Annotated in this window: 18 protein-coding genes and 1 tRNA gene; 3 read left to right on the top strand and 16 right to left on the bottom strand. The window is 68.6% G+C overall.

What is annotated here, in order from left to right; translation table 11 throughout:
• Nucleotide 1: 1 nt before the first annotated feature.
• Nucleotides 2–2185 (bottom strand): NosR/NirI family protein, encoded by a 2184-nt coding sequence (locus Tharo_RS02715; RefSeq protein ID WP_107219902.1) that lies wholly within the window; start codon nucleotides 2183–2185, stop codon nucleotides 2–4.
• Nucleotides 2186–2345: 160 nt separating this feature from the next.
• Nucleotides 2346–4286 (bottom strand): TAT-dependent nitrous-oxide reductase, encoded by a 1941-nt coding sequence (gene nosZ / locus Tharo_RS02720; RefSeq protein ID WP_107219903.1) that lies wholly within the window; start codon nucleotides 4284–4286, stop codon nucleotides 2346–2348.
• A 235-nt stretch (nucleotides 4287–4521) separates the two neighbouring features.
• Between nosZ and Tharo_RS02725 the strand changes: the two genes are divergently transcribed.
• Both Tharo_RS02725 and Tharo_RS02730 read left to right on the top strand, forming a co-directional pair.
• Entirely contained in the window at nucleotides 4522–5835 is a 1314-nt protein-coding gene (locus Tharo_RS02725; RefSeq protein ID WP_107219904.1) for an ATP-binding protein, read from the top strand.
• Nucleotides 5832–6371 (top strand): response regulator transcription factor, encoded by a 540-nt coding sequence (locus Tharo_RS02730; RefSeq protein ID WP_107219905.1) that lies wholly within the window; start codon nucleotides 5832–5834, stop codon nucleotides 6369–6371. The genes Tharo_RS02725 and Tharo_RS02730 overlap by 4 nt, the downstream gene beginning before the upstream one ends.
• A 17-nt stretch (nucleotides 6372–6388) precedes the next feature.
• Here Tharo_RS02730 and Tharo_RS02735 read toward each other — a convergent pair whose 3' ends face one another.
• The 9 genes from Tharo_RS02735 to Tharo_RS02775 all read right to left on the bottom strand — a co-directional run bounded on the left by Tharo_RS02735 (nucleotide 6389) and on the right by Tharo_RS02775 (nucleotide 15522).
• Nucleotides 6389–8434, bottom strand: coding sequence for a diguanylate cyclase (locus tag Tharo_RS02735; RefSeq protein WP_107219906.1), 2046 nt, complete (start codon nucleotides 8432–8434; stop codon nucleotides 6389–6391).
• A 266-nt stretch (nucleotides 8435–8700) separates the two neighbouring features.
• Entirely contained in the window at nucleotides 8701–9792 is a 1092-nt protein-coding gene (gene ychF / locus Tharo_RS02740) for a redox-regulated ATPase YchF (protein ID WP_107219907.1), read from the bottom strand.
• A complete protein-coding gene (gene pth, locus Tharo_RS02745) occupies nucleotides 9789–10472 on the bottom strand; it encodes an aminoacyl-tRNA hydrolase (RefSeq protein WP_107219908.1) in 684 nt (227 codons plus the stop codon). Before pth ends, ychF begins: the two co-directional genes overlap by 4 nt.
• Nucleotides 10473–10513: 41 nt before the next feature.
• Nucleotides 10514–11113 (bottom strand): 50S ribosomal protein L25/general stress protein Ctc, encoded by a 600-nt coding sequence (locus Tharo_RS02750; RefSeq protein WP_107219909.1) that lies wholly within the window; start codon nucleotides 11111–11113, stop codon nucleotides 10514–10516.
• Between the two features lie 93 nt (nucleotides 11114–11206).
• Nucleotides 11207–12157 carry a ribose-phosphate pyrophosphokinase gene (locus Tharo_RS02755; RefSeq protein ID WP_107219910.1) on the bottom strand — a complete coding sequence of 317 codons (951 nt, stop codon included), beginning with the start codon at nucleotides 12155–12157 and terminating at the stop codon, nucleotides 11207–11209.
• Nucleotides 12158–12247: 90 nt separating this feature from the next.
• A tRNA-Gln gene (locus Tharo_RS02760) sits at nucleotides 12248–12324 on the bottom strand.
• A 44-nt stretch (nucleotides 12325–12368) separates the two neighbouring features.
• Nucleotides 12369–13247 carry a 4-(cytidine 5'-diphospho)-2-C-methyl-D-erythritol kinase gene (ispE, locus tag Tharo_RS02765; protein ID WP_107219911.1) on the bottom strand — a complete coding sequence of 293 codons (879 nt, stop codon included), beginning with the start codon at nucleotides 13245–13247 and terminating at the stop codon, nucleotides 12369–12371.
• Entirely contained in the window at nucleotides 13229–13807 is a 579-nt protein-coding gene (gene lolB, locus Tharo_RS02770) for a lipoprotein insertase outer membrane protein LolB (RefSeq protein ID WP_107219912.1), read from the bottom strand. Before lolB ends, ispE begins: the two co-directional genes overlap by 19 nt.
• The gene (locus Tharo_RS02775) at nucleotides 13804–15522 is read right to left on the bottom strand and encodes a tetratricopeptide repeat protein (protein WP_107219913.1); all 1719 of its coding nucleotides are present in this window, start codon (nucleotides 15520–15522) and stop codon (nucleotides 13804–13806) included. Before Tharo_RS02775 ends, lolB begins: the two co-directional genes overlap by 4 nt.
• Before the next feature lie 263 nt (nucleotides 15523–15785).
• Here Tharo_RS02775 and mutM point away from each other — a divergent pair, with 263 nt between their 5' ends.
• The gene (gene mutM, locus Tharo_RS02780) at nucleotides 15786–16643 is read left to right on the top strand and encodes a bifunctional DNA-formamidopyrimidine glycosylase/DNA-(apurinic or apyrimidinic site) lyase (protein ID WP_107219914.1); all 858 of its coding nucleotides are present in this window, start codon (nucleotides 15786–15788) and stop codon (nucleotides 16641–16643) included.
• A 32-nt stretch (nucleotides 16644–16675) separates the two neighbouring features.
• Here the strand turns inward: mutM and Tharo_RS02785 are convergent, their stop codons facing one another.
• The 5 genes from Tharo_RS02785 to Tharo_RS02805 are packed head-to-tail and all read right to left on the bottom strand — an operon-like array spanning nucleotide 16676 to nucleotide 20790.
• The gene (locus tag Tharo_RS02785; RefSeq protein WP_107219915.1) at nucleotides 16676–16927 is read right to left on the bottom strand and encodes a YfhL family 4Fe-4S dicluster ferredoxin; all 252 of its coding nucleotides are present in this window, start codon (nucleotides 16925–16927) and stop codon (nucleotides 16676–16678) included.
• A gap of 18 nt (nucleotides 16928–16945) precedes the next feature.
• The gene (gene coaD, locus Tharo_RS02790; RefSeq protein WP_107219916.1) at nucleotides 16946–17434 is read right to left on the bottom strand and encodes a pantetheine-phosphate adenylyltransferase; all 489 of its coding nucleotides are present in this window, start codon (nucleotides 17432–17434) and stop codon (nucleotides 16946–16948) included.
• Nucleotides 17431–17970, bottom strand: coding sequence for a 16S rRNA (guanine(966)-N(2))-methyltransferase RsmD (gene rsmD, locus Tharo_RS02795; protein WP_107219917.1), 540 nt, complete (start codon nucleotides 17968–17970; stop codon nucleotides 17431–17433). Before rsmD ends, coaD begins: the two co-directional genes overlap by 4 nt.
• Nucleotides 17967–19385, bottom strand: a complete 1419-nt coding sequence (locus Tharo_RS02800) for a M16 family metallopeptidase (protein ID WP_107219918.1) — start codon at nucleotides 19383–19385, stop codon at nucleotides 17967–17969. The genes rsmD and Tharo_RS02800 overlap by 4 nt, the downstream gene beginning before the upstream one ends.
• Nucleotides 19386–19416: 31 nt before the next feature.
• On the bottom strand, nucleotides 19417–20790 hold the full coding sequence (locus tag Tharo_RS02805) for a M16 family metallopeptidase (RefSeq protein ID WP_107222283.1): 1374 nt from the start codon (nucleotides 20788–20790) through the stop codon (nucleotides 19417–19419).
• Nucleotides 20791–20846 lie beyond the last annotated feature (56 nt).

Consider the following 20846-nt stretch of genomic DNA (forward strand, 5'->3'; position numbering starts at 1 on the left):
ATCAGGCGTTCGGTGCCCGCGCGGGCACGGGCGTGATCGGGATGTAGTAGCCGTCGGCGCCGATCGGCGTCAGCGACTGGCCGGCCTTGGCGCGGCGCTTGCGCTCGTCGGCCAGCGGCGGGCAGACATGGTTGTCGGTGTACAGCACCATGCAGTCCAGGCACAGCATGCATTCGCGGTGGTCGATGCGGCCCTTGTCGTCGATCGCGAGCGAGCCGCAGCCCTTCGCGCAAGCCTTGCAGCTGTTGCATTCCTGCTTGCGGCGCAGACCGAACCAGCGGAAGGTCGAGGGCATCGCCAGCGCGGCGCCGAGCGGGCACAGATACTTGCAGAACGGGCGCTCGATGAAGATCGACAGGCCGAGCAGGCCGGCGGCGAACAGGGTGTAGGGCCAGCTGCGGTTGAACAGGCCGACGAGGAAGGTGGTCTTGAAGGGCTCGACTTCGGCGAGCTTCTCCGCCAGACCGATCGAGAACATCGACACCGCGAGCAGGCCGAAGAACACGCCGTACTTCACCCATTTCAGGCGGTTGTGCCATTTCATCGGCAGCGCGAACTGGAAACGCTGCAGGCCGATCGCGCGCGAGACCTTGTAGATCATCTCCGACAGCGAGCCGAACGGGCACAGCCAGCCGCAGAACAGGCCGCGGCCCCAGACGAACACGGTGACGATGATGAAGATCCAGAACAGGAAGATGAACGGGTCGGTCAGGAACAGTTCCCACTGCCACTGGAACAGCAACGAGTGGAACCAGGTCAGCACCTGCGTGATCGAGGGCTGGGCGAGCAGGCCGAAGCCGACGAAGCCGATGCTGATCGTCCACGCGCCGTACTTGAAGAGGTTGACCGGCCACTTGTTCTTGCGCGTCGAGCGTCGGGTGAGCGTGTCGCGGTTCGCATAGATGGCGGCGACCGCCACGAGCAGGGCGGCGAACAGGGCGATTTCCACCGCGCGCGTCTTCCATACCCGCACCCAGGGGGCATCGGGTTTGTTCACTTCGGGGCGGCCGCCTTCCAGGTAGCGGTCGGCGAGCCAGTATTCGGTGTCGAAGTTCACGAAGGTGCGCGCGCCGGTCTCGCGGTCGACGCGGTTGCCGAGGAAGATGAACTTCCACGGGAAGGCGCCGGAGAAGGCCGCAGAGCGCACGATGAAGATGCCCGACTCGGTGAAGGCGGGGGCACCGGCGGCGCTGACGCCGTAGAGGTTGAGGTAGTCGAGGTCGCGGAAGGTGAACGCGTCCTGGCCCTGGCGGATCTGGACGCGGTCGTAGATGCCGCCGCGCACGAAGCCCGAGCCCTTGAACGACTCCCGGCCGCCGCTGCGGATCACGAAGAGGGCGTGCTCGCCTTCGGCCAGGCGCGACATCAGCGCGCGCCAGCCGGCTTCGCCGAGGATCGCACGGCCGATTTCCGGATGGTTCAGGTAGCCGAACCAGAGCTCGATGAACGGCGTCGCGCTGCGCTCGAGGCCGACCTGCTCGGGCCGGACGGTGAGGCGCTGGACGGCGCCTTCGTCGACCAGCGCGGCCCAGTCGAGCGTGCGGCCGGCATCCTTGAGCTTCGCCTGCGGGCGGATGGTCGGCTCGAGGATGCCGACCTGGCGGGCGACCGCGGCGCCCGAGGCCATCATCACCTGGTTCTGGGCGATGACGGTGACGGTGGCGCCGGAGATGGCGTCGAGGCCGATGATCTCTTCTTCGGGGCGGGAGCGGCCGATCTCGATGTTGTCGCCGACGAACTTGCCCAGGTACTGCTCGTTGAACTTGATCAGGGACGATTCGGGAATGCCGAGCAGCAGGATCGGCTCGGAGTGCTTGAGGATCTTGACGCCGACGAAGCGGCCTTCGGTGTTCATGCCGATCAGCGTGACCACCGGCTTGCCCGAGTAGGCCGGGGTGTCGGTGATGTCGGTCGACAGCATCACGTAGCCGAGCAGCTTGCGCGTGCCGTTTTCATCCGCATAGCCCTCGACGTAGCGCGGCTGGCCCTTGCGTTCGGAGAAGTGCGTGGCGCCGGGCAGGACTTCGCCACAGGGTACGTAGTCGCACAGCGCGGGAGCGGTGTTCAGCTCCGGTGGCAGTTTGGCCTCGTAGGCGCTTTGGGCGTGAACGGAGGGGGTCGCCACCGCGACGAGGGCGAGGATGGCCGCGCAGGCGGCGCCTCGCAAGGCGGTGAACAGCTTCATGATGCGCTCCATAAGGAAAGTATGATGGAGTCTAAAAAACAGGGGGAGCCATTGTAATTGTTCGCGATCAATTCACCCCTGTCGCGGCAAGGCCATAAGTACAAAGCACACAAGGGGCTTGCGCCCCCTGTGTGCTCGGCGGACCAGGAAGCGGGCCGGCTTAGGCTTCGACGATCATGCGCGAGCGCATTTCGAGGTGCAGGGCGTGGCAGAAGTGGGTGCAGTAGCACCAGAAAATGCCCGGCTTGTCGGCCTTGAAGGTGACCGACTTGGTTTCCTGCGGGTTGCAGATGAAGTTGATGTTGTACTTCGGAATGGCGAAGCCGTGGGTCAGGTCCTCGATCTTGTCGAGGTTGGTCATGATCAGGGTGACTTCATCGCCGACCTTGAGCCTGAACTCGCGGGGCTCGAAGGCCGGGGCCATCGAGGTGATCTTCACCGTGACCTTGTTGCCATCGCGGAACACCCCGGCTTCCTTCGGATCCTTGACCGCGAGCGGGAACTCGTTGAGGTCGTAGACCTGCTTGGGCTGCAGCAGCTCGCGCTTGAAGATGATGAAGTCGTGCGGTTCGGGGCGGACCGGGTGGTCGGCCACGAGCACCATCTTCTCGCCCGAGATGTCGACCAGCTGCTCGGTCTCGGCATGCAGCGGGCCGACCGGCAGGAAGCGGTCCTTGGAGAACTTGCAGCCCACCGCCAGCCACTGGCCGTCGGCGAACATGGTTTCCGACTGCGAGGCGTTGATGTGGCCGGGCTGGTAATGGACATCGAGGCGGTCGACGACGTACTGTGCGTTCTTGTCGCCGGCGTGGAACTTGATCGCCGCTTCCACGTTCCACTTGACGATCTGGCTGTCGAGGAACAGGGTGGTGTAGGCGTTGCCGCGGCCGTCGAAGGCGGTGTGCAGGGGGCCGAGGCCGATTTCGACTTCGGCGGCGATCGCCTTGTCGAGCTCGTCGAGCTTGCCGTCGAACCAGTCGAGCACTTTCGCCAGTTCGATGACGGTGCCGGTGGGCGAGAGCTTGCCGGCGCAGATGAAGTACTTGCCGTCGGGCGAGGCGTTCACCCCGTGCGGGTTCTTCGGCACGGTGACGTAGGCGGTGAGCGCGGTCTTCGGGTCGGTGTTGGCGGCCTTGGTGCCGTCGACGACCGGCACCTTGGAGCTGCCGATGGTCTTGAACTTGCCGTCCTTGACTGCCTGCTCGATGCGGGCGATGTTGAAGAACAGGCAGGCGTCGCGCTCGGCCGACATCATGTCTTCGTAGCGCGCGCCGCCTTCGGTGTTGTACTGGTTGGTGGCGGCGAGCTTGCCGTCAAAGGAGGTGGCGACGAGGTCGCAGTTGCCGTCGATCAGCACCTGCCAGCGCACTTCCATGGATTCGGCGTCGACGCAGGAGAACAGCGTGCGGTATTTGTCCAGACTGTCGAGGTCGCGGCCGTCGTTGGGCAGGGGCGTGTGGAATTCGGCGCCGCAGAACACGCGCGTGGTGTAGTTGATCGCCGGGTCGACCGGGTCGCGCTTGTCCGGGAAGATGCCGTGGAAGCCCTGCACGTTGGGCAGTTCGGTGATCTTGTCGCAGATGAAGTAATCGAGACGGATGCGGGCGATGCGGCTGTTGATCTTGTCGTTGATCCAGGCGTAGCGGCCGTCGTAGTTGCCGTCCTTGTACGAGGCGTGGGTGTGGTGGGTGTCGGCGACGGTGTACTTCAGGCTGCCGTCGGCCTTGGTGCCCATGACCGCCTTGGACTCGTTGGTGATGCCCCAGCCGATCAGGGGGTCGGCGTTGAAGCACGGCACGCGATGCAGTTCGCGCCCGGAAGGCAGGCCGAGGACGCGGAAGTCGCCGGTATGGCCGCCCGACCACAGGCCGTAGTAGGTGTCGAGTTCGCCCGGCTTCAGGTGGGGCTCCCTGTGCGCGACGGCGGGAGCAGCGGCGGGGGCGGCGGGAGCGGCCGGCTTCGAACCCGATTCGTTGTTGCAGGCCGACAAGCCGACCGACAGGCCCGCGCCAGCCAGGCCGGCCAGCGCCGCGGTGTTCAGAAACTTGCGCCGGCTTGGATCGGGCATCGCCTCGGCCGTGTTCATCTTCGCTTCATTCATGATTTGATCGCTCCCGTGTTCTACGTGTAATCGGTGTCTCGCCCAGGGGGACCGCGGTTTTTGCGCCCCTCGCGCCGAACTGTCCGCGCAGTGTACCTGTGGCAAATTGTCCTGTGGCATTTTGTCGCAGCCTGGATTCTAGGAAGATGAAGTTGGGTAAACATTGATATAACGCAAACATCGAACCCAGGTCTTTGCAGTTACAGGGTTTTTTTACTGTGTTTTCATACCCCGGATGAAACTTTTCCCGCAACCCGATCCGATCCCCGAGGTGCCCGCTGCGGCGTCGCCGGAGCCGTCTTCCAGTGCGGTGCGCACCGACCGGAACCGCCTGCTGCAACTGCGCTGGGCGTCCCTGCTGGCGATGGCGGCGATCGCCTCGATCATCTTTCCGTGGCTGGCGCCGGCGCAGGCGAGGGCGCCGCTGGCCGGCGTCACCCTGTCCCTGCTCGCGGTGAACCTGGCCTTGCAGGCCGGTGCGGCACGCTGGCTGGTGGGACGCTGGGGAGCCTTCCTGCAGCTGGTGATCGATCTGGCGGCCTGGGGGGGCTTCCTCTACTTCGCCGGAGGCGTGACCAACCCGGCGATCGCGCTGTTGCTGCCGGTGGTGGCGGTCGGTGCTTCCATCCTGCCGGCAGCGCAGGCCTGGCTGCTGGCGGCGCTCGCGGTCGGGGTCTACTCGTTGCTGTGGACGTTTCACCAGCCGGTCGTGCTCGCCGACGCCGAACTGGCCATGCACTGGCACCTGGCCGGGATGTGGATCAGCTTCGGTTTTTCTGCGGCCACCATGGTGTGGTTCATTGTCCGCCTGAATACGGAGCTTGGCCGTCGCGAGGATGAACTGGCCGTGGCCAATGCGGCGCGCGCCCGCGACGCCTATGTCGTCGGCCTGGGCAAGCTGGCGGCGGGCGCGGCCCATCGCCTCGGTACGCCGCTGGGTACGTTGTGCATCCTGTCCGATGAGCTCCTGCGCCGCTCCGACCTGGCCGCCGAAGTGCGCGAAGACCTCGAGCTGATGCGCGCGCAGGTCGGCCACTGCCGGGACATCCTCAACGGTCTGGCACGCGAGGCGGGGCAGCCGCGCGCGCAGGAAGGGGGGGTGGTCGGCGTGCCGGCCTGGGTGGAGCAGGTCGTCGGCCGCTGGCAACGGCTGCGCCCCGGCGCCGCGGTGACGGTCGAAGCCGGTGAGGACGGTGTCCGGAGTGCGATCGTGGCCGATGCGTCGCTCGGCGAAGCACTGCACAATCTGGTCGATAACGCCGCCAACGCCAATGCCCGATCGGCCGTTCCGGACGCAGCGGTCGAGCTGCGGATCTGCGTCGAGGGGGCGGATGTGGTGGTGGAGGTGGCCGACCGCGGTCCTGGCATCGAGCCGGTGCAGGCGGCGCGCGCCGTCCCGCCCGGCGCTCATGGCGAGGGAATGGGCGTGGGCCTGATCCTGGCGCAGGCCGCGCTCGAGTCCCATGGAGGGCGGCTGGAGTTCCGCCCGCGGCCTGGCGGTGGCACCATCGCCTGCCTGCGTATTCCGGCCCGGAGAACCTGCACGTGAACCGCGATCACACCCCCTGCCTGCTGGTCGTCGATGACGACCCCGCCTTCAACCGCGTGCTGGTCCGCGCGCTCGCCCAGCGCGGCTTCGATGCCTATGGCGCCACCGACAGTGAAGGGGCGGTGGAGCTTGCCCACGACCATGCTCCGGAGTTCATCGTCCTCGACCTGAACATCGGCGGCGCGTCCGGGCTGAAGCTGATCCGGCCGCTGCTCGCAGCCAGCCCCGGAGCCCGCATCCTGGTCCTCACCGGCTATGCCAGCATCGCCACCGCGGTCGATGCGGTGAAGCTGGGGGCGGTCCAGTACCTCGCCAAGCCCGCCGCGGTCGATGCCATCATCCAGGCCCTGGAGGTCGGGGAGGACGCTGCCGAGAGCGCCGTTCCCGATCTGCCGATGTCGGTCGATCGCCTCGAATGGGAACACATCCAGCGCGTCCTCGCCGCGCACGACGGCAATATTTCGGCCACCGCGCGCGCGCTGCAGATGCACCGACGCACCCTGCAGCGCAAGCTGGCGCGACCGCCGGCGTCCTGAGCGCAGGCGCCCGGCGCTTACCCGTGGATGCCCGCACTCGCCGCCAGGTGGGGGAAATATTTGCGGTCTTCGTGCACGATGTGTTCCGCGACCACGTCGTGCGCGAGGAACGTGAACAGCGCTCGCTCCTCCGTCCGGTGGCTGCGGAAGCCGTCGACCAGCGCCTCCGCACGCTGGATGAGGGCGCGGTGGAGTACCGCATGGGCGCCCAGTTCGGGATAGCCCGCAGCCTGCAGGAACTGCTCTTCGTCATGGAAGTGACGCTTCAGCTTCTCGAGCAGGCTATCGATCGCGGGCTGAATTTCCGCGTCGCGCGCTTCGGAAAACAGGGCCGACAGCAGCCGGTTGACCTCGTCGAAAAGGTCCCGGTGTTCGGCATCCAGTATTCCGTTGCCGCTCTCGAAGGACGCGTCCCAGTTCAACTGCACCGGGCCCGTCTGCGCACCCGCCGCAGGCCTTACCGTGTGGTCGGCCTCGACCCGGTTTCTTCCGCCCTGCTTGGCGCGGTACAGCGCGGCATCGGCGCGCGCCACCCATTCATCGCGGGACTCGGACTCGCCCAGCTCGGCGACCCCGAAGCTCGCGGTCACGCAGCCGACGCTGTCGATATGATGTGCCGCGATCGAGGCCCGCATGCGTTCGGCGAGCGCGGCCGCGCTCGCGAGCCCGGTGTCGGGCAAGAGCACGAGGAACTCCTCTCCGCCCCAGCGGGTCAGCGAGTCCGGCTTGCGCAGCGTGGCGCGGATGCAGTGCGCGATCTGCTGCAGGACGAGATCTCCGGTGGCGTGGCCATAGCGGTCGTTGACCGTTTTGAACAGGTCCACGTCGAGCATCACCAGCGCGAGCGGCCGGCGGTAGCGCCTGAAGCGCTCGAGCTCGTGCTCCACGGCCTCGTAAAACTGGCGCCGGTTCGAGGCCCCGGTCAGCGCATCGGTGCCGGCGAGCCGGTCGAGCTTTGCCATCGTCTGAAGGAGCGCCTGTTCCTTTTCGTGCAGCTTCGCCACCAGCTTGTTGAAGCCGAGCACCAGCGCGCCCACCTCGTCATGACGGGGGATGGGCAGCGGTGCCAGTTCGCGTCCGCCGTCGGCCATTTCGCGGATCGAACGGGCGGCGTCGGTCAGCGGCCGGAGCATGCGCGGCAGCAACAGCGACAACAGGATGAGCATCCCGGCCACGGTTGCGAAGGTGTTGCGCCAGAGCAGGCGGCGCAGTTCCTCGACCGGCTGGAACACTTCCACCGCCGGTGCGCTGGCGACGACGAGCCACCCTGTGCTGGGCACCGCGGCGATCGAAAAAAGGGCATCGGCGCCGTCGCTGCGTGAGGTGATGCCCGTGCCCCGATAACCCGCCATGGCGTGATCGAGCAGCGGGTCGGCGCCGGGAGGCGGCGTCGGCTGCAATGCCAGTGCCGGGTCGCTGGCGGTGATGAACAACCCGTCGGCCGGCGATACCAGCAAAAAACCGCCGCTGGCTCCCAGCCGGGTTTGCTGCAAGTCGTCGAGGAAACCCGGAGCCTCGAGGCTGACCACGCCCGCGAGCACGGCCAGCACGCGCTTGTCCGCGCCACGCACCGCGGCCGCCCCGGTCAGGAGGGGGGCGCCGCCGGCGTCATCGCGCCGGGGTTTGCCGATCACCGCCTGCTCCGGCTGGAGCACCGCGTCGAACCAGTCGGCATCGAGCCGGGCGCCCGGGGCCGCGCCGTCGGCCAGCGGCGAGCGTGCGAGCAGGCGGCCGTCGGGGCGCAACACCAGGATGCCGCGGTCGAACAGCGGATTCAGGCGCTCCCGTGTCCCGAGCCACTGCGCCAGGTCTTCCGGCTGCGCCAGCAGTGAAGGCGGCAGGGTGTCCGCCAGCTCGCGGATCAGGTCGCGGCGCATCCGGATGCTGTGATCGATGTCGTGGGCGACGTAAGTGGCGATCGACACGTGCGCGCCCGCCACGACTTCCTGCACCCGTTCCTGCACTGCCGGCAGGAAAACGAGGTGGCGCGCCGCGACGCCGATGGCGATCAGCAGCAGACCGAGGCCGATCAGGCGGAATTTGATGTTCTGATAGAACGGCATGGAGGCTGGCGCGATCCGGTATGCAGGATGACAGTGTATCCAGGTCCGATGCACGATCCTGTGAATAACTTGGCGAAACGGGCGATCCTGGCCGGGAGGCGCTGCGCACTCCGCACGCTTCGCCCGGCGTCCGCCGCCGTCCGGGCTTGCGCCGGGCGGAAACAAAAAACCCCGGGATCGCCGCGATCCACGGGGTTTCGGAGGGGACGCGCTGGGGCAGACGGTTGGTGAGGCCGCGTGAGACCCCGCGCTTCAATCGGGTGTGGTCACACGTTGAACAGGAAGTTCAGCACGTCGCCGTCCTTGACCACATAGTCCTTGCCTTCGGCGCGCATCTTGCCCGCTTCCTTGGCGCCGGCCTCGCCCTTGAACTGGATGAAATCCTCGTAGGCGATGGTCTGGGCGCGGATGAAGCCGCGCTCGAAATCGGTGTGGATCACGCCGGCGGCCTGCGGCGCGGTGTCGCCGACGTGGATCGTCCACGCCCGCACTTCCTTCACGCCGGCGGTGAAGTAAGTCTGGAGGCCGAGCAATTTGTAGCCGGCGCGGATCAGGCGGTCGAGGCCGGGCTCTTCCAGCCCCATGGATTCGAGGAAGTCCTTCTTGTCGGCGTCTTCGAGGTCGGCGATCTCGGCTTCGATCGCGGCGCACAGGGCGACGACTTCGGCGCCTTCGGCCTGTGCGTGGGTGTGGACCGCATCGAGATGGGGGTTGTCGTCGAAGCCGTCTTCGGCGACGTTGGCGGCGTAGAGCACCGGCTTCGCGGTGATCAGGCAGAAGGGCTTGAGGCTGGCCCATTCTTCCTTCGCCAGTTCGAGCGCGCGCACCGGCTGGCCCTGGTCGAGCTGGGCGAAGCACTTCTCCAGTACCGCGACGAGGATCTTGGCCTCCTTGTCGCCGGCGGCCGCGGGGCGCTTGTAGCGGGTGAGCGCCTTGTCCACCGTGGCGAGGTCGGCGAGGGCGAGTTCGGTGTCGATGACTTCGATGTCGCGGATCGGGTCGACGTTACCCGCGACGTGGATCACGTTGTCGTCGGCGAAGCAGCGCACGACGTGCACGATGGCGTCGGTCTCGCGGATGTTGGCCAGGAACTGGTTGCCCAGGCCTTCGCCCTTGGAGGCGCCGGCGACCAGGCCGGCGATGTCGACGAACTCGACGATCGCCGGCTGCACCTTCTGCGGCTTGACGATCGCCGACAGCGCGGTGAGGCGCGGATCGGGCACTTCGACGATGCCCACGTTCGGCTCGATGGTGCAGAAGGGATAGTTTTCGGCCTGGATGCCGGCCTTGGTGAGGGCGTTGAAGAGGGTCGACTTGCCGACATTGGGCAGGCCGACGATTCCGCATTTCAGGCTCATGGTTGGGGTTCGTCCTTGGGAGTTGCCGCGGCCGCGCCGTCGGGGGCGGGCGGGGATTTGGGCGCCTTGGGCGGTTTCGGAGGTTTGGGCGGGGCAGGGCGGGCGTTGAGGCGGGTGGCGGCGGTGTTGAGCTCGCCGCGGGCGAGCTGGGGCCAGGCGGCGAGCGCCTTGTCAATCGCCTCGTCGATCAGCGCCTGCTCTTCGCGCCGCGCCGGCTTGAGCACGAAATTCACCACTTCGTTGCGCTCGCCGGGGTGACCGATGCCGATGCGCAGGCGCCAGTAGTCGTGGGTGCCGAGGTGGGCGGAGCTGTCCTTCAGCCCGTTGTGGCCGCCGAGTCCGCCGCCGAACTTCAGCCGTAGCTGACCGGGGGGAAGGTCGAGTTCGTCGTGGACGACGAGGATCTCGGCCGGCTCGATGCGGTAGAAGCGCGCCAGCGCGCCGATGGCCTGGCCGGAGCGGTTCATGAAAGTCTGCGGCAGCAGCAGCCAGACGCCGGCTGCGCGGGCGTTGGCGACCAGGCCGTGGAAGCGGGATTCGTGCGCGAAGCGCACGCCGAGCTGGTCGGCGAGGCGCTCACAAAACCAAAACCCGGCGTTGTGCCGGGTTTCGGAGTATTCGGCCCCCGGGTTGCCGAGACCGACGACGAGACGCAGGGGGCGCGAGGGCGCGGCGCTCATCGTCGGTTGGTGTCCGGCATCCGGGTGGGCTGGGAAGCCGCTTACGCCGCTTCGCCTTCGCCTTCGGCTGCGGCGCCCTTGACCTGGACTGCGGTGGCCACGACCGGGTCGCCTTCGCCGTGCTGAAGCAGCTCGACACCGGCCGGCAGCACCAGCTGCGACACGTGCACCGACTGGCCGGCCTCGAGGGCGGAGAGGTCGACGCCGACGAACTCGGGCAGATCCTTCGGCAGGCACTGGACGTCGATTTCGTTGATCACGTGCGAGATCATGCAGCCGCCGAGCTTGACCGCCGGGCTGACGTCGTCGCCGCTGAAGTGCAGCGGCACCTTGAGGTGCATCTTCTGGTCGGCGGCCACGCGCTGGAAGTCGATGTGCAGCACTTGCTGCTTGAACGGGTGCCACTGGGTGTCGCGCAGCACGGCGATTTCCTTGCTGCCGTCGACGTCGATGCTCAGCACCGAGGCGTGGAAGGCTTCCTTGCGCAGCAGGTGGTAGAGCTCGTTGTGGTCCATCACGATCGGCTGGGCTTCGCCCGTGCCGCCGTAGATGATGCCCGGCAGTTGGCCGGCGCGACGCAGGCGGCGGCTCGCACCCGTACCCTGCGCGTCACGCTTGCTCGCTTTGAATTCGATTTGCATGGTGTTGCTCCTGAGTGGTGAAGGTTTCCGCCCGCGACCAGGCGGAAACGGCAGAATCCGCGCCTCGCCCCGAGGCCGGCGCGGAGGGAAAAATCATTCCATGAACAGCGACGAGACCGACTCTTCGTTGCTGATCCGCAGGATCGTGTCGGCCAGCAGCGAAGCCACCGAAACCTGGCGGATGCGCGGACAGGCGCGGGCGTCCTCGCGCAGCGGGATGGTGTCGGTGACGACCAGCTCGTCGAGGTCGGAGTCGCTGATGCGTGCCACCGCGGCGCCCGACAGCACGGCGTGAGTGCAGTAGGACAGCACGCGCTTGGCGCCGTTGGCCTTCAGCGCGCTCGCCGCCTTGCACAGGGTGCCGGCGGTGTCGACGATGTCGTCCATGATCACGCAGGTGCGGCCTTCGACCTCGCCGATGATGTTCATGACTTCGGAGACGTTGGCCTTCGGCCGGCGCTTGTCGATGATCGCCAGATCGCACTCCATGCGCTTGGCGAAGGCACGGGCGCGGACCACGCCGCCGACATCGGGCGAGACCACCAGCAGGTCGTCGTACTTTTGCTTGTCGAGGTCGGCGAGCAGGACCGGGGCGGCGTAGACGTTGTCGACCGGAATGTCGAAGAAGCCCTGGATCTGGTCGGCGTGCAGGTCCATCGTCAGCAGGCGCTGGACGCCGACGGCCTGGAGCATGTTGGCGACGACCTTGGCCGTGATCGGTACCCGCGCCGAGCGCGGGCGGCGGTCCTGGCGGGCGTAGCCGAAATAGGGCAGGGCGGCGGTGATGCGGCCGGCGGAGGCGCGCTTCAATGCATCGACCAGGACCAGCAGTTCCATCAGGTTGTCGTTGGTCGGCGAGCAGGTCGGCTGGAGGACGAAGACGTCCTTGCCGCGCACGTTCTCGAGCAGTTCGACGTTGACCTCGCCGTCCGAGAAGCGGCCGACGGTGGCCGAACCGAGGGAGATCCCCAGACGTCGCGTCACGTCGGCGCCAAGCTTGGGGTTGGCGTTACCGGTGAAGACCATCAGGCTGCCGTGGGGCATTTCCGCTACTCCGATACCGTAAGAAACAACGCAGCAAAAAATGCTGCGCGGAAACGACTCGGGCAGGCTCGTGGCCTGCCCGTCGTTGTGTGGCTGGGGAGGAAGGATTCGAACCCTCGAATGCCGGAATCAAAATCCGGTGCCTTAACCGACTTGGCGACTCCCCAATAAACTGTTTCGCCGCGAAACGGATCGTTCGACGAAGCGGGCGCTATTCTAACCACTCGTAAAGCGGATGGCGAGTCAGGCTTCGCACTTTCCAGGCTTTCCAGCGTGGCGGACAGCTTTTCGCGATGCGGTCGGCCTCGGCTTCCGAGGGGACTTCCGCAAACACGCAGGCGCCCGATCCTGTCATCGTGGCCGGCGCGTACTGCGTCAGCCACTCGATCGCGTCTCGCACTTCCGGGTAACGGCTGCAGGCCACTGGCTGCAAGTCATTTCGGGTAGTGCTCGCTGCGAAGTCCGCCATTCTGATTGGAGGTGTGTCGCGCGTCAAGTCCTGCGCTGAAAAAATTTCGGTGGTCGGTACCGAGACTCCCGGCGCCAGCACGACGTACCAGGCCGGCCGCAGGTTCAGCGGCTGCAGCGCTTCGCCGATGCCTTCGGCGAAAGCGTCCCGGCCGAACACGAAAACCGGCACGTCGGCGCCCAGTTGCAGCCCGAGCGCCTGGAGCTGGGGGCGCGACAGCCCGGTCCGCCACAGCCGGTTGAGGGCGATCAGGGCGGTGGCGGCGTCGGAGCTGCCGCCACCGATGCCGCCCCCCAGCGGCAGGACCTTGTGGACGGCGATCTCCGCGCCCAGGCTGCAGCCGGTGTGGGCCTGCAGCAGACGGGCGGCGCGCACGACCAGATCCTGTTCCGCGGGAACGCCGGGCAGGGTGGTGGTGCGGCGGACGAGGCCGTCGGCGCGCAGGGTGAAATCGAGGGTGTCGCCCCAGTCGAGGAGGCGGAAGGCGGTCTGCAGGAGGTGGTAGCCGTCGGCCCGGCGCCCTGTCACATGCAGGAACAGGTTGAGCTTGGCCGGGGCGGGGCAGCCCTCGAGGCGGGCCGGATCGGTCGCCGAAGGCGCGGTCAGGGGTGGGCGGTCCATGAGTCGATGATCAGGCGAATGCGGTGGTCGCCGCGTGAAATGTCGAGGCGGGCGGGCGGGGCGCCGGCGCTGTCGTCGGCGTAGGCCAGGTAATCGATGCGCCAGCCCTGGTCGATGAGCAGTTGCGGGCGGCCGTAGGTGTCGCGCTGGCGGACTTCGGCGCCGGCGCCGGGCGCGGCCTGCACCCAGAGCCGGAGACGCGCCACCGGCACGTCGACGCCGAGCACTTGCGGCAGCAGGGCGTCGGCGCTGGCGGCGACGATGCGTTGGCCGTCGGCGGTGAGCAGGGTGGCGCCGGCGGCATCGCTGTCGAGCCGGGCGGCGATCTGGCCGAGCGGGTTGAGCAGGGTCAGGCGGTCGGCGTGCGGCGCATGCTCCCATTCGATGCGGCCGCTCGCGGCCTGCTGGCCGTCGGTGGCCGACATCCGGCCTTCGAGGAGGAATGCGGGCTGTGCGTGGCGGACGGCTGCGGGATGGTCGGCGGGTGCGGACAGGGGGGCGCAGGCGCCGAGCGCGAGGGCGCCGGCGAGCGCCGCGAGCAGAGCGCGGACCGCGCTCATCGGGCGCCCAGCCGCAGCACGGTCTGGTTGAGCAGGCGGTTGTCGGGATGGGCGGCGAGGGCTTCGCCGAAAATCCGCTTCGCATCGTCGCGGCGGTCGAGGGCCCACAGCACTTCGCCCAGGTGGGCGGCGATCTCGGCGTCGCGGCGCAACGCGTAGGCGCGTTCGAGATGCTCGAGCGCGGAGTCGAGGTCGCCGCGGCGGAAACGCACCCAGCCCATGCTGTCGAGGATGAACGGGTCGTCGGGGGCGAGCTCGAGGGCGCGGCCGATGAGTGCTTCGGCTTCAGTCAGGCGCAGGTTGCGGTCGGCGAGCGAGTAGCCCAGCGCGTTGTGGGCATGCACGTGGTCGGGCTGGAGCGCGATGATGCGGCGCAAGCGGGTTTCCATGAGGTCGATGCGGTCCAGACGTTCGGCCAGCATGGCGGCTTCGTACAGCAGGTCGGGATCGTCGGGCAGCGTCGCGAGTGCCGCGTCGAGCACGCCGAGGGCTTCGGCGGGACGCTCGGCATCGCGCAGCAGCTGGGCCTCGGCGATGGCGAAGCGGCGCCGCAGCGAAGCTTCGCCGCCCTGCGCCTGGAGCAGGGCGCGCGCTTCGTCGAGACGGTGTTCGCGGGCGAGGCTGTGCGCGCTGCGGATCACCGCCTCGGGCAGGTGGCGCTCGTCGCTGATCTGTCCGAACCATTCGCGCGCGTGCTCGCCGTCGCCGCGGGCGTCGGCGATCTGCCCCAGTTGCAGGCGGATCAGGTCCGGCTGCGGATGGCCGCCATCGAGTGCGAGGCGGAAGTTCGCCTCCGCGTCGGCATTGTCCCCGAGCTGCTGCGACAGCAGGCCGACGGCGTAGCGCAGTTCGGCGTCGCCCGGGTGGGCCTCGAGCAGGCGGCGGAACTGGCTGCGCGCTTCGTCGAAGCGCTGGGCCCCGACCAGGCCGCGGGCGTAGGCCTGGCGCAGGATCGCGCTGTCCGGCTTGTGCCCCAGTTCGGTTTCGAGCTGGCGGAGCGCTTCGTCGCCGGCGCCGGCCTGCTGCAGGATCTGCGCCTTGAGGAGCACGGCCGGCTCCCAGCCGTGGTTGAGTTCGAGGGCGCGATCGACCGCGGCGAGCGCTTCCATCGGGGCCTGGCCGAGGAGTGCCGCCTGCGCGCGCGCGATGTGGGCTTCGGGCAGATCGAGGTAGGGTTCGGTGAGGCGGTTGATGATGGTTTTCGCCGCCTGCTTGTCGGGCACTCCGGCGAGCGCGCGGCTGAGCCCGAGCAGGTTCTGCGCCAGCCGGCCGGAGGACTGGGCGAGGACGCGGGCGAGCTGGATCTGGATGGCGTCGAGATCGAGGTCCCCGTCGTCGCCGGCGTCGCGCGCGCTGGCCAGCACCCGGCGCGCTTCCTCCGACTGGGGGGCGGACTCGGCCCAGATCGTCGCGGCCTCGGTGGTCAGCCGCAGGTCGCGCGAGTAGAGCGCGATCTCGGTCGCGCGGCGGGCGATGCGCGGGTCGCGGGTGGCGCGTGCGAGATCGACGTAGAGCTGGGCGGAAAGCCCGATCTGGCCGCGCGCGCCGGCGATTTCGGCGAGCAGGAAGTGATACAGGGTGGACGGGGTCAGTTCCTGCGCCGGGAGGGGGTCGTCGCCGCCGGGCTCGCCGTTCGCCGCAGCGGCAGCACCGCCCAGGGCGAGCGTGAGAGTGAAGCACAGCGAACGGGCGAGGCGGGAGAGGGAGTTCTTCATTGGGGTGGTCCGACGGACTTCGGTGGGTATGGCTGGCGCGCCGCGGCGGGGGTGGATCGGAGGGACGGATAAGAGGGGTGAAGGGAAGGTGGGAGGCGCGGCCGTGACGGGCGCGCTCGATGGGAGCGGTTGGAACGCTGCACTAGAATCGGGTTCGCTCCATGGTATGCAGATCGGCGCCGCGCCTGCAAGCCGAATGCCCCCGAATGCCCCCCGCGGCGGCAATTCCCGGCCCGCCGCCCCTTTTCCCGGAGGCCTGTCCGATGCCTGAATTGCCCGAAGTCGAGACCACCTGCAGCGGAATCCGCCCCCATCTCGAAGGGCGGGTGCTCGATGCGCTGGTGGTGCGCAACCCGAGGTTGCGCCAGCCGCTGCCGGCGGATCTGGAGCGCCGGCTCGTCGGGCGCCGGCTGCTGGCGGTGCGGCGGCGGGCGAAGTACCTGTTGTTCGATTTCGGCGACGGCACGCTGCTCGTGCATCTGGGCATGTCCGGCAGCCTGCGTCTGGTCCCGGCCGGCACGCCTCCCGGCGCCCACGATCACGTCGACTTCGTGTTCGGCGGGCAGCTCTTGCGCCTGCGCGATCCGCGCCGTTTCGGCCTCGTGCTGTGGCAGCCGGGCGCCGCCGCGCTGCATCCGCTGCTCGCCGGGCTGGGGCCGGAGCCACTGTCCGCGGCGTTCGACGGCGCCTGGCTCCACCGCGTCACGCGCGGCCTGCGGGCACCGATCAAGCACGTGCTGATGGATGGCCGGCGGGTGGTCGGCGTGGGCAACATCTATGCATCGGAAAGCCTGTTCCGCGCCCGCATCCACCCCCTGGAGCCGGCTGGCCGGCTCGGCCCGCAGCGTTGCGCGCGCCTGGTGGCGGCAGTGCGCGAGACGCTGTGCGCGGCCATCGCCGCAGGCGGCAGCACGCTGCGCGACTTTGTCGGCGGCGATGGGCGGCCCGGCTACTTCCAGCAGCAGTACGCGGTGTATGGCCGTGACGGCGAACCGTGCCCGCAGTGCGGGGCGGTGATCCGCCGTGTCGTCAGCGGGCAACGTGCGACCTTCTTCTGTCCGCATTGCCAGCGCCGGCACGGGGCCGGTGCACATGAAAAAGGCGGGCCGGAGCCCGCCTGATGCCGTAGCGGAAGCGACGCCGAGCGGCGGCTTCAGGCCTTCTTGGTCAGTTTCAGGAACTTCGCCATCAGCTCTTCCTTGGTTTCCTGGCGCTTCGGGTCGAGCGGGATACAGTCCACCGGGCACACCTGCTGGCACTGCGGTTCGTCGAAATGACCGACGCATTCGGTGCACTTGTTCGGGTCGATTTCGTAGATTTCCTCGCCCTGGAAAATGGCGCCGTTAGGGCACTCCGGTTCGCAGACGTCGCAGTTGATGCATTCGTCGGTAATCATCAGAGCCATGGTATTGCTTCCTTGCCTTTACTTTGAGTTCAGTTTGTCCTGCAGCCGTGTCAGCACCTGGGGCTGCACGAACTTGCTCACATCGCCGCCGAGGCGGGCGATCTCCCGCACCATCGTGGCGGAGATGAACATGTATTCCTCGGCCGGCGTCAGGAACACGGTTTCGACGTCCGGATAGAGCTTGCGGTTCATCCCCGCCATCTGGAATTCGTATTCGAAGTCCGACACCGCGCGCAGGCCGCGCAGGATCACGCGCGCGCCCTGCTGCTTGAGGAACTTCATCAGCAGGCAGTCGAAGCCGGCGACTTCGACATTGGGAAAGGCGGCGACCGCCGCACGCGCGATGTCGACCCGCTCGTCGAGCGAGAAGATCGGATTCTTGCTGCTGCTGCGCGCGACCGCGACGACGACGCGGTCGAACAGCACCGCCGAACGTCGTACGAGGTCTTCGTGGCCGCGGGTGAACGGGTCGAACGTGCCCGGGTAAACCGCTACCGTTTCCTTCATGCCTGGCTCCTGCGCATCAGATGGAAGTGGACCTGTCCGGCGCGGCCCCGCTTCACAGTGTGCCAGTCGCCCAGGTGTTCCACCGCGGCTTCGGCCTCGACATAGAGCCATCCGCCCGGTCGTACGACCCGGTCGAGCCAGGGCGCCACCCGCTCGAGCCAGCCCTGCCTGTAGGGTGGATCGAGGAACACGCCGTCGAAGGTGCGCGGCGTTGTCCGGACGAATCTTACCGCATCGCCGCGCACGATCTCCACTTGCGATGCGTGCAGGGCCTGTGCCGCTTTGTGCAGCGCAGCGAGGGCGCGGGGGTCGTGCTCGATCAGCACGACCGTCGCGGTGCCGCGCGAAGCCGCCTCGAAGCCGAGGATGCCGGTGCCGGCGAACAGATCGAGGCAGTGCTGGCCGTCGAGGTCCTGGCCGAGCCAGTTGAACAGGGTCTCGCGCACGCGGTCGGGAGTCGGGCGCAGGCCGGGCACGGCGGCGACTTCGAGCAGGCGCGAGCGCCACTGCCCGCCGACGATGCGCACCCGGCTCATCGCTCCGGGGCCTGTGCGGCGGCGGGCTCGCCGTTCGCCGCGCGGTCGCTGTCGCCGCCGGCGATCACGGTAACGAGCTGCTGGGGGTGGATGCGGCGCTGCCAGGCTCCGCGCACGGCGGCGGCATCGACGCCGGCGACCTGCCGCGGATACGTGTCGAGCCAGTCCAGCGCCAGGCGGTAGAAGCCGATCATCGCGACGTAATCGAGCAGCTTGGCGTTGGAATCCAGGCGCAGGCCGAAACCGTTGATCAGGTTGTCCTTGGCGGCCTGCAGTTCCTCCGCGGTCGGCCCGTCGGCGATGAAACGGGCGAGCGTGTCGCGCACCACCTCGAGCGCTTCCTCGGCCTGGTTGCCGCGGGTCTGGAGGCCGATCTGGAACGGGCCGGCGACCTGCTGCGGCGACAGATAGCTGTACACGCTGTAGGCGAAGCCGCGCTTTTCGCGCACTTCCTTGGTCAGGCGCGACACGAAGCCGCCGCCGCCGAGCACGTAGTTGCCGACCAGCAGGGCAAAGTAGTCGGCGTCCTCGCGCGCCATTCCGGGCTGGCCGAGGAGGATGTGGGCCTGCGCCGAGGGGTGGGGGATGCGGAACGTCGCGGCATCGATCGGGGCCGGGGGCGGCAGGGCGGCGGCGGCTTCGCCCCGCGGCAGGGCTTCGGTCAGGCGCACGGCAATGCGCTCGGCGGTGGTGCGATCGACGTCGCCGACGATGGCGACCGAGGCGCGGGCCGCCGCATAGTGGCGGCGGTGGAAATCCACCAGATCGTCGCGGGTGATCGCGCCCAGCGACTCCGGCGTGACCTGGCGACCATAGGGGTGGTCGGCGTATACGGCGGCGCTGAACTGGCGCGCGGCGAGGGTGGCGGGCTGGGTCAGCGCTTCGCGCAGCGCGGCGATGGTGCGTTGGCGTTCGCGTTCGAGGATTTCGGCAGGGAAGGTGGGCTGCGCCAGCAGCGTGGCGGCGAGATCGAGCGCAGCGTCGCGCTCGGCCGCGGTGGACAGGCTGCGCAGCGACAGGCTGGCGCGGTCGTCGTCGATGCCGCCGCCGAGCCGGGCGCCGAGGTCGGCTTCGCGCTCGGCGATAGTCTGTTCGTCGAGCCCGCCCGCCCCGGCGCCGAGCAAGGCCTGGACCAGCCCGGCGAGGCCGGCCTTGGCGGGCGGGTCGTAGGCCGCGCCGGCGGCGAAATCGACCTGGATGTCGATCAGCGGCAGGCTGCGGCTTTCGACGAAATACACCCGGGCGCCGGTGGACGCGCTCCAGTGCTGGATCTGCGGGGCGGCCCGTGCCGATGCGGCGAGGCCGAGAAAGGCCGCGAGGGCGAGACCGGCGATGAAGGCGAAGCGCGCGCCGGGCGTGCGCGCCGGCGCTTGGCGCGGCGTCGCGGGGGCGAAGGAAGTCGAGGTGGCGGTCATGGCAGAGTCGGGGGTCCTGGCCGGATGCGGGTCAACGGTGGCGGGCGGAAGTCGGGCGCGGCGCTTGCCCGGCCAGCGGCTGCGGTTCGAGGCGGGCCATGCTCAGGTGGTCGTCGGTGAAATAGCGCCGTGCCACCGCCTGCACTTCTTCGGCGGTGACCGTGCGCAGGCCTTCGAGCAAGCGCTCCTCGTCGCGCCAGGACAGGCCGGCAGCCTCCAGAAAGCCGATTTCCATCGCCTGGCCCATCAGCGAGTCGCGCTTGTAGACGCGGCTGGCGACCGCCTGCGTCTTCACCCGGGCAAGCTCGGCCGCGCTCACTCCGGTGTCGCGGATGCGCTGCAGCTCGGCGCGCAGCGCGGCTTCGAGTTCATCCATGGTGTGGCCGGGCGCGGGCACGCCGTCGAGGTAGAACAGCGCGGGGCCGCGGCTGCTGCCGTCATAGCCGGCGCCGGCCGATAGCGCGAGCCGGGCGTCGCGCACGAGGTGGCGGTTGAGGCGGGCGCCGTCATGGCCGTCGAGCACCGCCGCCAGCACCTGCAGGGCATAGGCTTCGCGGTCGGCGGCGGGGTCGCGCAGCGCCGGCACCTGCCACGCCATCGCCAGGTAGGGAAGTTCGGCCGGCGCCTTGACCACCGCGCTGCGCGGGCCGCGCTGCGCCGGTTCGGCCGAGATCCGGCGCGCGGGGAGGGCGCGCGCGGCGATCGCGCCGTAATGCCGTTCGGCTTGGCGGAACACTTCCTGGTGGTCCACGTCGCCGACCACCACCAGCCAGGCGTTGTTCGGTGCGTACCAGCGCCGGTACCAGGCGCGCGCGTCTTCGGCCTGCATCGCCTCGAGGTCGGTCATCCAGCCGATCACCGGGCGGCGGTAGGGATGGGCCTGGAAGGCGGTGGCCATCAGCTGCTCATGGACCAGCGCGCGCGGCTGGTCATCGGTGCGCAGGCGGCGTTCTTCCTTGACGACTTCGAGCTCGCGGGCGAATTCCTCGTCGCCGAGCACCAGGTTCTCCATGCGGTCGGCTTCGAGCGCCATCACCGTGTCGAGGTGGGCGGGCGGCACCTGCTGGAAGTAGGCGGTGTAGTCCTTGCTCGTGAATGCGTTGTCGCGCCCTCCGACCGCGGCCACGCGCTGGTTGAATTCGCCGGGGGCGAGCGTCTTCGTCCCCTTGAACATCATGTGCTCGAGGACGTGGGCGACGCCGGATACGCCGCTGGGCTCGTCCATCGCGCCGGCGCGGTACCACACCATGTGCACCACCGAAGGCGCGCGGCGGTCTTCCTTGACGATCAGCTTCATGCCGTTGGCAAGGGTCGTCTCGTACGGGTTGGCGAATGCGGGCGGGGCCAGTGCGGCGGCAAGCGCGGCGCCGGCCAGCAGGGCGCGGGCAAAGGTCTGACGAAACATGGAGATGTCCTGCATCTGTTAGAATTCGCGGCACTCCGCGAGGTCCGGCGATGGTG

Source organism: Thauera aromatica K172 (assembly GCF_003030465.1).
GTDB classification, from domain to species: Bacteria; Pseudomonadota; Gammaproteobacteria; order Burkholderiales; family Rhodocyclaceae; genus Thauera; species Thauera aromatica.